Source organism: Streptomyces sp. HP-A2021, assembly GCF_022807935.1.
Lineage (GTDB): Bacteria > Actinomycetota > Actinomycetes > Streptomycetales > Streptomycetaceae > Streptomyces > Streptomyces afghaniensis.
Genome location: NZ_CP094344.1, coordinates 1854252 through 1866595, shown reverse-complemented (window position 1 = coordinate 1866595; position 12344 = coordinate 1854252). Strand labels below are relative to the sequence as shown.

17 protein-coding genes are annotated in these 12344 nt (G+C 69.2%); all 17 read left to right on the top strand.

Annotation, left to right across the window (positions count from 1 at the left end; genetic code table 11):
* The first annotated feature begins 21 nt into the window (after positions 1-21).
* The 17 genes from MQE23_RS08440 (at position 22) to MQE23_RS08360 (ending at position 12242) form a co-directional block, all read left to right on the top strand.
* Positions 22-237 carry a hypothetical protein gene (locus MQE23_RS08440; protein ID WP_243378730.1) on the top strand — a complete coding sequence of 72 codons (216 nt, stop codon included), beginning with the start codon at positions 22-24 and terminating at the stop codon, positions 235-237.
* 50 nt (positions 238-287) lie between these two features.
* The gene (locus MQE23_RS08435) at positions 288-521 is read left to right on the top strand and encodes a hypothetical protein (protein ID WP_243378729.1); all 234 of its coding nucleotides are present in this window, start codon (positions 288-290) and stop codon (positions 519-521) included.
* 157 nt (positions 522-678) lie between these two features.
* Entirely contained in the window at positions 679-1206 is a 528-nt protein-coding gene (locus MQE23_RS08430; RefSeq protein WP_243378728.1) for a hypothetical protein, read from the top strand.
* A complete protein-coding gene (locus MQE23_RS08425) occupies positions 1203-2516 on the top strand; it encodes a phage terminase large subunit (protein WP_243378727.1) in 1314 nt (437 codons plus the stop codon). The genes MQE23_RS08430 and MQE23_RS08425 overlap by 4 nt, the downstream gene beginning before the upstream one ends.
* Positions 2517-2778: 262 nt before the next feature.
* Complete coding sequence (locus tag MQE23_RS08420) at positions 2779-4452, top strand: phage portal protein (protein WP_243378726.1); 1674 nt, start codon at positions 2779-2781, stop codon at positions 4450-4452.
* The gene (locus tag MQE23_RS08415) at positions 4449-5498 is read left to right on the top strand and encodes a head maturation protease, ClpP-related (protein ID WP_243378725.1); all 1050 of its coding nucleotides are present in this window, start codon (positions 4449-4451) and stop codon (positions 5496-5498) included. The genes MQE23_RS08420 and MQE23_RS08415 overlap by 4 nt, the downstream gene beginning before the upstream one ends.
* A 10-nt stretch (positions 5499-5508) precedes the next feature.
* Complete coding sequence (locus MQE23_RS08410) at positions 5509-6870, top strand: phage major capsid protein (RefSeq protein WP_243378724.1); 1362 nt, start codon at positions 5509-5511, stop codon at positions 6868-6870.
* A gap of 45 nt (positions 6871-6915) precedes the next feature.
* Positions 6916-7434, top strand: coding sequence for a hypothetical protein (locus MQE23_RS08405; RefSeq protein ID WP_243378723.1), 519 nt, complete (start codon positions 6916-6918; stop codon positions 7432-7434).
* A 104-nt stretch (positions 7435-7538) separates the two neighbouring features.
* Entirely contained in the window at positions 7539-7826 is a 288-nt protein-coding gene (locus MQE23_RS08400; RefSeq protein WP_243378722.1) for a hypothetical protein, read from the top strand.
* Positions 7823-8233: a hypothetical protein gene (locus MQE23_RS08395; protein WP_243378721.1), complete on the top strand. Its 411-nt coding sequence runs from the start codon at positions 7823-7825 to the stop codon at positions 8231-8233. Before MQE23_RS08400 ends, MQE23_RS08395 begins: the two co-directional genes overlap by 4 nt.
* Before the next feature lie 36 nt (positions 8234-8269).
* Positions 8270-9343 (top strand): hypothetical protein, encoded by a 1074-nt coding sequence (locus MQE23_RS08390; protein ID WP_243378720.1) that lies wholly within the window; start codon positions 8270-8272, stop codon positions 9341-9343.
* Position 9344: 1 nt separating this feature from the next.
* Positions 9345-9749 (top strand): hypothetical protein, encoded by a 405-nt coding sequence (locus MQE23_RS08385; RefSeq protein ID WP_243378719.1) that lies wholly within the window; start codon positions 9345-9347, stop codon positions 9747-9749.
* Positions 9750-10208: a hypothetical protein gene (locus MQE23_RS08380; protein ID WP_243378718.1), complete on the top strand. Its 459-nt coding sequence runs from the start codon at positions 9750-9752 to the stop codon at positions 10206-10208.
* Positions 10208-10960, top strand: a complete 753-nt coding sequence (locus MQE23_RS08375) for a hypothetical protein (RefSeq protein WP_243378717.1) — start codon at positions 10208-10210, stop codon at positions 10958-10960. Before MQE23_RS08380 ends, MQE23_RS08375 begins: the two co-directional genes overlap by 1 nt.
* Positions 10947-11429 carry a hypothetical protein gene (locus tag MQE23_RS08370; protein WP_243378716.1) on the top strand — a complete coding sequence of 161 codons (483 nt, stop codon included), beginning with the start codon at positions 10947-10949 and terminating at the stop codon, positions 11427-11429. Before MQE23_RS08375 ends, MQE23_RS08370 begins: the two co-directional genes overlap by 14 nt.
* A 6-nt stretch (positions 11430-11435) precedes the next feature.
* Positions 11436-11843 carry a hypothetical protein gene (locus tag MQE23_RS08365; protein ID WP_243378715.1) on the top strand — a complete coding sequence of 136 codons (408 nt, stop codon included), beginning with the start codon at positions 11436-11438 and terminating at the stop codon, positions 11841-11843.
* A 12-nt stretch (positions 11844-11855) separates the two neighbouring features.
* On the top strand, positions 11856-12242 hold the full coding sequence (locus MQE23_RS08360; protein WP_243378714.1) for a hypothetical protein: 387 nt from the start codon (positions 11856-11858) through the stop codon (positions 12240-12242).
* The last annotated feature ends 102 nt before the right edge of the window (positions 12243-12344 follow it).

Genomic DNA, 12344 nt, shown 5'->3' with positions numbered 1-12344 from the left:
CTCGCCGCCTAGGAGGCCGCCATGACCCCGTACACCCCCACCGCAGGTGACCGCATCACCATCCGCCGCACCGCCGGCCCCCGCGTCGTCTTCACCAAGACCGGCCTCGTCCTCGGCGTGCACCGCGACGGCGGCATCCACTTCCAGGACGACAGCGGGCCTCGCGTGCACGTTGCCACCAACGCGCAGCTGGCGCCGCTCGGACAGTCCCAGACGATCAGCCCTCTCGCTGTTTGACCCCCGCCATATGCTCAACCCACCGCCACCGAATCGAGGACACTGGACCTATGGCACTCGCAGACGACATCGAGCAGTACGGCCGAGCAGTCGACGCAGGCAACATCAGCCGCGACGACGCAGCCGAGGCCCTGGTCAAGGCCAGCAGTGGCGGCCTCACTCAGGTCGGGGCAGGTCACCTGCTGGACAACTGTCAGACCGCGTGCGCCGAATACAAGCAAACGTTCACCGGCGCGGCCCGCACGCTGGACAAGATCTACGGCCTGGACGACATCCAGCCCTGACCCCTGGCATGGCCGAAGCCCCTACCCCCGACGCCCTCGGAGGTAGGGGCTTCTCCCTGCGCGCGCCCTCTGAGCCGCCACCCCGGTTGCACGCATCGTTACCATCAAACCACGTCATCCAGTAACCACACGAGCAGCAGCAGAAGGGGGAGCAGCCGTGGCCGCCGACGAACAGCCCGAGCCGGAAAGCTCCCACGACCACCTCGAACGCCCCCGCGACGGCAGGAACCGCTTCGTCCGCAGCATGGACAACGTCCGCCGCGACGCCGAGGCGGCCGAGTACTGGGCCACCCACCGCTGTACCTACCAGGAGATCGCGGACCGGTTCGGCTACTACGACCGCAGCCAGGCCTGGCGCGGCATCCAATCCGCGAAGCGCGACGTCGCCACGCCAGCCGTGACCAAGCTGCGGCAGACCGAGTCGGAGCAACTCGACGCCCTCTACGTCATGGCCCTGGAGATCATCGAACGGAACCACGTCGTTGTCTCGCACGGGCAGGTCGTCTGCGGCGAGGACGGACGGCCGCTCCCGGACGACGGGCCCCGCCTTCAGGCCATTCAGACCGCGCTCCGCATCCGCGACCAGTACCAGAACCTGCACGGCCTCAAGCAGCCGGCCAAGGTGGAGCACTCCGGTGGCGTGAAGTTCGAGATCGTGGGGGTCGACCCGCAGGACCTCGTGTGACCGCGACAGTCGTGCGATACGAGCCGCGCGGCGGCGCCAAGACCCTGCTGTCCGCGCGCGATCAGGAGATCTGCATCGCCGGCCCTGCCGGTACCGGCAAGTCGCTGGCGATGCTCCAGAAGGCCTTCTACACGTCGCTGATGGTGCCGAACTGCCGCAGCCTGATCGTCCGGCAGACCCACGCCTCACTGACCGGCAGCACGCTGGTGACGTTCGAGCAGCAGGTCGCCACCGCCGCGCTCGCCGAGGGCGTCGTGAAGTGGTTCGGCGGGTCCCCGCGGAAGCCGGCCGCCTATCAGTTCGCCAACGGGGCGGAGATCCTCGTCGGCGGGCTCGACCGGCCAGAGAAGTTCCTCAGCACCGAGTTTTCGCGGATCTACATCGACGAGGCCACGCAGATCAGCCTCAAGGCCCTGGAGACCCTGATCACCCGTCTGCGAGGGAACGCGGACACGTACCGGCAGATCATCCTGGCGTGTAACCCGGACCATCCGAAGCACTGGATCAAGCAGCGGTGCGACGACGGCACCATGCGCATGCTGCACTCCCTGCACCGCGACAACCCCCTCTACGTCAACGCGGACGGGACGTTGACGGAGCGGGGCGTGGACTACATGGCCAAGCTCGACGCCCTTACCGGCGTCCGCAGGCTGCGCTTCCGAGACGGCATCTGGGCCGCCGCCGAAGGCCTCGTCTACGAGGGCTGGTCCGACGCCGTCCACGTCATCGACCCGTTCGACATCCCCGAGAACTGGGTCAGGTGGGTCACCGTCGACTTCGGCTTCACGAACCCCTTCGTCGCCCAGCTGTGGGCGGAGGACCCGGACGGTCGGCTGTACCTGGTCCGGGAGTGGGTGCGCACCCGCATGCTCGTCGAGGACCACGCCACCGTCATCCGTGACCGGCTGCTCGCCGGGCACCCGCGGCCGCGCGCCATCATCACCGACCACGACGCCGAAGACCGCGCCACCCTGGAACGCAAGCTCGGCATGGGCACCCAGTCCGCCCACAAGACCGTCAGCGACGGCATCCAGGCCTTCGGCGCCCGCCTCAAGGCCCAGGGTGACGGGCGCGCCCGCCTGTACGTCTTCCGCGACGCGCTCCTCGAACGCGACCCCGAGATGGACGCCGCCGCCCTCCCCATCGGCCTCGCCGAGGAGGCACTCGGCTATGTCTGGGCCGTCAAGCCCGGCAACCAGACCGGGCTGAAGGAAGAGCCCGTGAAGGAGAACGACCACTCAATGGACGCCGGCCGGTACATGGTTGCCGCCCGGGACCTCGGTGGTCGACCACGGGTGCGGTGGCTGTGAGACTGTCGTGAACCTACAAACCGCTGCCGAGGGGACGAGGTTGTCGTGAAGACGATGAAGGTGCAGACCAGGGTGCGTGTGCGCAGGTGGATGCAGGCTCTGAATAGGAGTATGCCGATCCTGCTTGACATGGCTGGGATCATTCTGTTGTCCGGTGCCGCCATGGTGTGGCACCTGATCGCTGGTCTCGTCGCTGCCGGCCTCGGCTGCTTCGTCCTGAACTGGCGGGTCTACGGCGGCACCTGACACGGAGGAGGGGTAAGTGGCCAGAACCCTCCTCGGCGCCCTCTCCAACGCCGCGCGCACGGCCACCACGACGCCCGTCCCCTTCGCCTCCCGAGCCGCCGCCTACTCGCGCGGCCTGTTCGGCGCCAGCCGCGGCATGACCGCCCAGCTCGACTCCATGGGCTCCGTCTCCACCCTCTTCGCCATCGTCAACCGCACCGCCAAGGCCGAGGCCGGCGTCGAGTGGAAGCTGTACCGCAAGGCCAAGTCCGGCCGGAAGGAAGACCGGACCGAGGTCACCTCCCACGCCGCACTGGACCTGTGGAACAAGCCCAACGCCTTCTACACGCAGTCCGAGTTCGTCGAGGCCGGAGCGCAGCACAAGCAGCTCACCGGTGAGCAGTGGTGGGTGATCGCTCAGCACGAGAGCGTGAACCTGCCGCTGGAACTGTGGCCGGTGCGCCCGGACCGGATGCGGCCCGTGCCGGACCCAGAGTCGTTCCTGTCCGGCTACATGTACACCGGCCCGGACGGGCAGCAGATCGCGCTCCGCAAGGAAGACGTGATCTTCATCCGGACGCCGCACCCCACCGACCCTTACCGCGGTATCGGCCCGGTGCAGGCGCTCCTCACCGACCTTGACGCGGTGCGCTACTCCGCCGAGTGGAACCGCAACTTCTTCCTCAACAGCGCCGAGCCGGGCGGCATCATCGAGGTCCCCACCCACCTCGGCGACACCGAGTTCGACGAGCTCCGCGAGCGCTGGAACGAGCAGCACAAGGGTGTCGCCAACGCCCACCGCGTAGCGATCCTCGAACACGGCAAGTGGATCGACCGCAAGTACACCCAGCGCGACATGCAGTTCGTCGAACTCCGCAACGTCGGCCGCGAAACCATCCGCGAAGCGTTCGGCTTCCCCAAGCCGATGACGGGCGCCGTCGACGACGTCAACCGCGCCAACGCCGAAGCCGGCGAGGTCATGTTCGCCCGGTGGCTCGTCGTCCCCGACCTCGAAGCCGTCAAGGACGCCCTGAACCACCGGCTGCTGCCGCTGTACGGAGCGACTGGCCAAGGCCTGGAGTTCGACTACGAGAACCCCGTGCCCGAGGACCGGGACGCCGAGGCGAAGGAACTCACCGCGAAGGTCACCGCGGCGAAGACCCTCGTTGAGGCTGGGTTCGAGGCGGCGTCCGTCCGCGAGGCGCTCGGCCTGCCGGAGATGGAAACGTCGGCTGCGGTCGGCGGGGACGGGACGATCAGCCCCCGCGAGCTCGGCGACATGATCCAGTCGATCTACCTCGGCGTCGACGTGTGCATCACCTGGGAAGAGGCCCGCGACATCCTCAACCGGGCGGGCGCCGGGCTCGACCTCAACGTGCCGCCGCCGGCGCAGATCGCCCGCCGCGGCCGCGCCCTCGCGAAGACGGGCGCCGAGCCCGCGCCCGAGCCGACAGACATCTGGTCGGAGACGGTGGCCGGGCTCACCGGCGAGGACATCGAGGCGGCGATGCGGTGGCAGGCGGTCGCGGTCATCGACGACAACACCTGCGACCCGTGCCGGGACAACGACGGCCAGCTCTACCGCAACCGCGCGGCCGCCTACACGGACTACCCGGGCGGCTCGGGCTACGTGCACTGCACGGGCGCCGAGTTCGGCAACGAGTGCAGGTGCCGCGTGGTCAAGCGGCGCAAGACGGGAGACGACGAATGAGCCGGATGCCGGGCCTCGCGCTGCCCGCCAACCTCACCACCTTCCTCGCCAAGCAGCGGGAGCAGGCCGACAAGCTGCGCGCCCAGCACGGCGTCGAGCCCACCTCCTGGTACCGCATCACCAACTCGTCCGGCGACGAGGCCGAGGTGATGCTGTACGACGAGATCGGCGGATGGTGGGGCGCCACCGCAGACGACTTCATCCGCGACCTCCGCGCCATCAGCGCGCCGAAGGTCCGCGTCCGCGTCAACTCGCCCGGTGGGTCGGTGTTCGAGGGCGTGGCCATCGCCAACGCCATCCGCGGCATGTCGGCCGACGTCACCATCCAGGTCGACGGCATCGCCGCCTCGATCGCCTCCGTCATCGCGATGGCCGGCGACCGCATCGTGATGATGCCGAACACGACCCTCATGATCCACGACGCGTCCGGGGTCTGCATGGGCAACGCCGCGGACATGGCCGAGATGGAAGAGCTCCTCGACCTCATCTCGGACAACATCGCCGACGCCTACGCGGCGCGCGCTGGCGGCACCCGCGACGAGTGGCGGGCCCGGATGCGCGCCGAGACCTGGTACCTGCCCGAGGACGCCGTCGAGGCGGGCCTGGCCGACGAAGTCGTACCCACCCCGGCGCGCCCGGGCCAGGAGCCGGACACCGAGCCGGACATGCGGAAGGTCTTCGACATCAGCGCCTACGGCTACCGAGGAATGCTGCCGAGGGAAGAGCCGCCCGCCGAGCCCACCCTGACCGAGGACATCCGCAGCCTGATCGGCGAGGAGATCGCCGCACAGCTCGCCGCAGCCGTGACCCCGCCCGTCGAGGCGACCACCCCCGTCGAGCCGGTCACCGAGACCACGCCCGTCGAACCCGCCCCCGAAGAGCCGGCCGCTGTGCCGGAGCCGGAGGCGCCCGCCGCCGAACCCGTGGACGAGTGGGCGGCTGCGGTCGCCCACCTGACCCAGCCCAAGCCTGACCCGTGGGCCGCAGCCGTGGCCCACCTCACCCGAAGCACGTCGGCGGCCAGCTCGGCGACGGAAGCAGCCTGAAGGAGGCAGCATGGCAACCCCCACGATCCCGAGCAACGCCGCCGAGCTGGCGGAGATGCTCCAGGACCCGGCCAAGGCGGCTCCCGTCGTCGAGACGCCGCAGACCCTGACCGAGTTCATCACCGCCTACACCCAGAAGCAGCAGGGCGACGGCACCGAGCTGAACAACCTGGTGAAGACCGAGCTCCAGCGCGAGCTCGCGAACTTCCTCCGCGACCACGACCAGGACACCAGCCAGGTCAAGAGGCTCAACCTCGACCCGCAGAACGGGCGTGCCGGCCGGGCGAACATGCTGACGTCGCACCGGCAGGGCACCGCGCACAACGCGGCCGCGCCGGGCGCGGTGGTCGACAAGCTGTTCGCGGACGGCATCGACTACGTCCGGAACATCTGGCACAAGAACACCCGCGCTGACGCGGCCAAGCTGTCCGAGCTCCGCAACGCCGCCTCGTCGGTGTCGCCGGCGGACGGCGGGTTCCTGGTGCCGGAGGTGCTGCGGTCGCAGCTGCTGGAGATCGCGCTGGAGATGGCGATCGTCCGGCCGCTGGCGACGGTCATCCCGATGGACTCGGCCCGCGTGCCGTTCCCGATGATCGACAGCACGACCAACTCCGGGTCCGTCTTCGGCGGCATGGTCACCTACTGGGGCGAGGAGGGCGCCGCGCTCACCGACTCGAACCCGCAGTTCGGGCGCATCGAGCTGGACGCGAAGAAGCTGACCGGGCTCTCCGCGGTCCCGAACGAGCTGCTTCAGGACAGCATCATCAGCTTCATGGGGCTGCTGGAGCGGCTGTGGCCGCAGGCCCTGGCGTTCGAAGAGGACGCGAAGTTCATGACCGGCACCGGTGTCGGCGAGCCGATGGGCTTCCGTGGCGCGCAGAACGACGCCGCGATCGCCGTGCCTCGCGCCACCTCCAACGAGATCAACTACGCGGACGTGGTCAACATGTACGCGAGGATGCTTCCGAGCTCCCTGTCGCGCGCCGTGTGGACCTGCGCCCCCGACGCGCTGCCGCAGCTCCTCCAGATGGCCATGTCGGTCGGCACCGGCGGCAACAGCGTGTTCGTCGTCAACGCCGCGTCGCCGCACCCGATGACCCTCTTCGGCCGTCCGCTGATCATCACCGAGAAGGGCGGCACCCTCGGCTCCCGCGGCGACCTCGCCTTCACCGACCTGGGCTACTACCTCGTCGGTGACCGGCAGACCATGACCGCCGACTCGTCCACGGACTACCAGTTCGGCTCGGACAAGACCACGTTCCGCATCATCCAGCGCGTCGACGGCCGCCCCTGGCTGAAGTCCCCGATCACCCCCCAGAACGGCGGCAACACCCTGTCCCCGTTCGTCGAGCTGAAGGCCGAGACCTCCTGACCCCCGGGCCAGGACATCTCCCAACCCCAGGAAGGACACACCTCCATGGCCATGGAAGCACTCGGCCGGCTCTTCGACGTCAGCATCGGCGCCGCGCCCGTCGACCTCTCCGCCGCTGCCGTCACCGGCAAGCGCGTCTCCCTCAGGAACGCGGGCGGCTGCACGATCCTCGTCGTCAAGGGCGCCGGCACCGCCGGTGACGACCCGACGATCACCCTGAAGCAGCACACCGCCGCTTCGGCCGGGACGACCGCGAACCTGGCGTGCATCGACCACTACTACCTCAAGGCCGAGGCGACCCTCGACGGTGACGAGCAGTGGGTGAAGAAGACCCAGGCCGTCGCCGCGACGATCGCCGACCCCGGCGGCGCCGGAACCTCGGCGGAGGAGCAGCAGATCATCGCGATCGAGGTCGACGGCCGCTCCCTCTCCGACGGCTACGACTACATCAGCCTCGACGTCGCCGACGTCGGCACCAACGCGCAGCTCGGCGCCGTCGTCTACCTGCTCCGTGACCTCATGGTCGAGCGGGCGCCGGCCAAGCTCGCGGCGCCGCTCAGCTGATGGCACTCAGGTACTGCACCGGGTGCACGACCCGCTTCGCGGTGGGTCTGCCCCGGTGCCCCTGGTGCGGATCTCGGGACCACGTGGAGGAGGGAGAGCAGGTCATGGCGAAGATCACCGTGCACGGCGGTCCGTCCAACGCGGCTGCCGACGAGCAGGCGGCACCCGCCGCCGTGGAGGGGAGTGAGCAGCCATCAGCTTCGAGCAGCTCCGAGACATCCTCCGAGAAGGAGCCGACCTCGCCCGGCAAGAGCGAGAAGCGCCGCCCGTCGCGTGCCCGCACTGTGGGGAGCCGCTCGAAGCAGGCCCGGACGGAGGCGGAGTCCTCCACTGCCGGTTCGACGGCTACCAGTGGCCCCGAGACGGACGCTGACGCTGGAGGCGAGGCGTGAGCGCCTTCCGGAACACGGAGCTGTTCAAGGCCGAGGGCTTGACCCTGAACAGCTCCTCGAACCACGTGGACGCGGGTGTCACGAACGCGACGAGCGGGCTGACCGGGGCGATCGACGTCTCGCGGATCAGTAACGGCCTGCTGATCGTGACCGTGGCGAACGCTCCGACCGGCACCAGCCCGACCCTGGCGGTGTTCTTCGATGTCCTCGACGCGACAGGCACCACGTGGGTGCAGACGTCGTCGGCGACCTCGATCGGCGGGGCGCTGCTGACTACGGCGGGCTTCACCTACGGCGTGATCAACAACGGATACGTCCTCACCAACCGAGGCCGCATCCGCTGGACCCTCGGCGGCACCACACCGTCCTTCACCGGCGTCAGCTTCTCCATCCACGGCCGGCCCTGACCAACTGCACGAGACCACGAGAGGAGGTGACGAGAGATGACCCAGCCCCCGGCGTACGCGACGCGTGAGGACGTGATGCGCGCGATCGACGCGCAGCCGTCGGCGAAGAGCGCCCGGCAGATCGACCGTGCCCTGCAGTCCTCCAGCCGCGACATCGACAGCCTGTGCCACCGCGTGTTCTACCCGACGGTAGCCACCCGGTACTTCAACTGGCCGGACTCGCAGTACCGGCCGTCATGGCGTATCTGGCTGGACGACTCGGAGCTCATCTCCCTCACCTCCATCACCTCCGGTGGGGTCGCCATCAACCTGGCCGACGTCCTGCTGGAGCCGAACCGATCCGGGCCCCCGTACAACCGGGTAGAGATCAACCTGGGCAGCAGCGCGGCGCTCGGCGGTGGCAGCACGCACCAGCGCGACGTCGGCATGACCGGGTTGTGGGCAGGCTGCCCCCTCGCAGAGACCACCGTCGGCACCCTCACGGCCGCCGTCGCCTCGACGACCGCCACAACGGTCACCGTCACCGGCGCGGCGTCCGCCGAGCTCGGCGTCGGCTCCGTACTCCGTGTCGACACCGAGCGGATGCTCGTCACCAGCCGCACCATGGCCAGCACCGGGCAGACCCTCGCCGCCGACCTCGCGGCGCAGAAGAACGCCGTCACCATCACCGTCTCCGACGCGTCCGGCTTCGCGGTCGACGAGACCATCCTCGTCGGCGCCGAGCGCATGCTCATCACCGACATTGCCGGAACCAGCCTCATCGTCGAACGGTCGGACGGCGGCAGCGTCCTCGCCGCGCACACGACCGGCGCCACCATCTATGCCCCCCGCACCCTCACGGTGACCCGTGGCGCGCTCGGCACCACCGCGGCGACGCACTCCAGTGGCGCGAGCGTGGTGCGTTGGGACCCGCCCGGCCTGGTCCGCGACCTCACCATCGCTGAGGCCCTGAACCGGATGACGAACGAGCAGGCCGGTTACGTCCGTACGAAGCGTGCCAGCGGCGGCCTCTCCAGCAACGACCAAGGCCTCGTCGCCCGCGACCTCCCGTCGCTACGCGAGCAGGTCTACGCAGCGCACGGCCGCAAGGCCCGACACAGGGGGGTCTGAGATGCCTGGCTTCGACGTACGCGTCAACTCCCACGCTTCCGGCCCGTGGGCCACCGGTCGTGCCGGGCGTGCCCTGCACGACTACGCCGACGACGTCGAGTACCAGGTCGCGCTTGAGGGCGAGCGGATGGTGCACCAACGACTGCGGCAGGTGCTGCGGCACCCCACCGGCTACTACCAGTCGAAGATCAGCGTCGACAGGACGTCGGGCGGCCGGTACATGGTGCACGACGGCGGACGCATCGTGTACGGGCCATGGCTGGAGGGCACCGGCTCCCGCAACTCGCCTGTCACAAGGTTCCCCGGCTACTTCACGTTCCGCCGCACCAAGCCGCTGCTGGACCGCAAAGCGCCGCAGATCGCCCGCGAACTGCTGGCCCGCTACCGGTCGAGGGGGCTGCTGTAGATGGCCCTGGACATCCGTACGATCCTCAGCGCGGTGGAGTCGCACGCCCTGGCGTCCGGCTACTTCGCCGACGTCAACGGCCACGAACCCAAGAGCCCGCCCACCAGCGGGATCACCGCCGCGGTGTGGGTGGAGCAGATCGGCCCGGCGCGCGGCGGCTCCGGCCTCAACTCGACCTCGTCCCGGCTCGCCCTGTACGTGCGTCTCTACTCGTCGCTCGTGCAGCAGCCGGTCGACGCGATCGACCCCGACCTCATGACCGCCCTCGACGCCCTCATGGCCGCCTACTCCGGCGACTTCGCCCTCGGCGGCCTCGTCCGCCAAGTCGACCTCCTCGGCACCTACGGCGACCCGCTGTCCGCCCGGGCCGGCTACCTCTCCGAGGGCGGGGCGGAGTACCGGGTCATGACCATCACCCTGCCGCTCATCGTCAACGATCTCTGGAACCAGGAGGCATAGTGGCCAAGGAAAGCGGCCTGGGCGACAACCTGTACATCGCCGGGTACAACGCCTCCGGCGACATCCAGCAGCTCGGCCGGATCGGCGGCGGCCCCGCGCTGCTCGTCATGACCGGCATCGACAAGAGCGCGTTCGAGCGCAAGGGCGGCCTCCGCGACGGCGCGCTCGAAATGACCACCTTCTTCAACACGGACTCTGTGGACGGCGCGACGCACGAGAAGCTGTCCGCGCTGCCCCGCGCCGACGTGATCCTCACGTACTGCCGGGGCACGACGCTCGGGAGCCCGGCCGCGTCGCTCGTCGGCAAGCAGGTCGGCTACGACCCTCAGCGCGGCGACGACGGAATGATCACCTTCACCGTCTCAGCCCAGGCCAACGGCTACGGCATCGAGTGGGGCCGCCAACTCACCGCCGGCGTCCGCACCGACACGGCGGCCGCCAACGGGACGGGCATCGACACCACGGCGTCGGCGGACTTCGGCGGCCAGGCCTACCTCCAGGTGTTCTCGTTCACCGGCACGGACGCCACGGTGAAGATCCAGGACTCAGCGGACAACAGCACGTTCGCCGACGTGACCGGGCTGGCGTTCACGCAGATCACGGCCGGGCCGACGTCGGAACGCATCTCGATCAGCAACACGGCCACGATCCGCCGCTACGTCCGCGCGGTCACCGTCACCACGGGCGGGTTCTCGTCGCTGGCGTTCGCCGTGAACTTCATCAAGAACGAGGTGGCCGATGTCCAGTTCTAACGTCAACCTCTTCCGCATCGACCCGCTCATGCCCGCGCACGCCTACAAGACCTACGCGATCGTCTCCCCGATCTCCACGCACATGCGGCAGGCCACGTGCGCCGAAGTCGGCTGCGAGCACTACCTGAACGGCTGGCAGGTCCGAGTCGAGAACCTCACCCCCGACCTGCTGCACACGGCCAAGACCGCGCGGGTCACGGTCAACGGCCGCCAGGTGCCCTACCGGTACCGCGAGCAGCGCGTCGCCGAGGGCGAGACCTGGCTGGTGTACGACGCCGGCCAGCCGTGCTTCAAGGCGGCCACGCACCGGGCGCCGCTCGGCAAGCCGCCGCTGTATCTGGTGCGCGACGGGGATCACCGCGGTAACCCGCGCGGGACGAAGGCCCGGCTGCATCAGCGGGCTGACAACTGGGTTGAGGACTTCGCCGAGCACCAGCAGGCGCTCGCCGACGAGATCAAGAAGGGATGACCTCTCATGGCAAAGAGCACCGGCCTCGGCCAGACGACACTCTCTGTGGACGATGCGGGCGGGACCGCGCGCGACATCCGTAACGACATCACCAACTGGCAGATGTCCACGCCTCGTGGCGTGCAGGACGTCACCGGCGTGGACAAGTCGGCGAACGAGCGGCTGCTGCTGCTTGCTGACGGGTCCGTCACGTACAACGGCGTGCACAACCCGTCGGCGAACCGGCAGCACGACGTGTTCAAGACCGTGCCCAGCACGAGCGTGGCGCGGACCTGCACGAACACCATCAACGGCGTCACGCTCGCTATGGAGATGCTCTTCTCCGACTACCAGCTCACCCGCTCCGACAGCGGCGAACTCACCTGGTCCGCGCCCGGCTCCCTCGCCGACGGCACCGTCCCCACCTGGGCCTGAGAGGAGCCACCCATGGGCTACAAGGGCACACCCCGCGCCGTCCGCATCGTCTTCGCGGAGGGCCACGAGCACCACGGCGCCGAAGCACGCGTCCGCCGCATGAGCTACGGCGAGTGGGAGGACGTCGTCAAGAGCGAAGACGACAACGCCATGGCCGAGTTCGGCAAGCGCCTCGTCGACTGGAACCTCGAAGACGACGACGGCCAACCCATCCCGGCCACCCCCGAAGGCATGCGCCAGGTCGACACCGGCCTCCTCACCGCCCTGAAGACCGCCTGGATCCAGTCGATCGTGGGGGTCCACGACGCGGACCCTTTGCCGCAGAGCTCGCCCTCTGGCGAGCCGTCCCCGGTGGAGTCCATCCCGATGGAAGCACTGTCGGAGAGCCTGGCGAGCTGACCCGCGCCCGGTACCTACTCGGGATCTTGGAGCGGTTCCCCGGCTACACCCTGTCCTCGCTGATGGAAGAGGACACCGAGCTGATGCGGCTCATAGCAATCG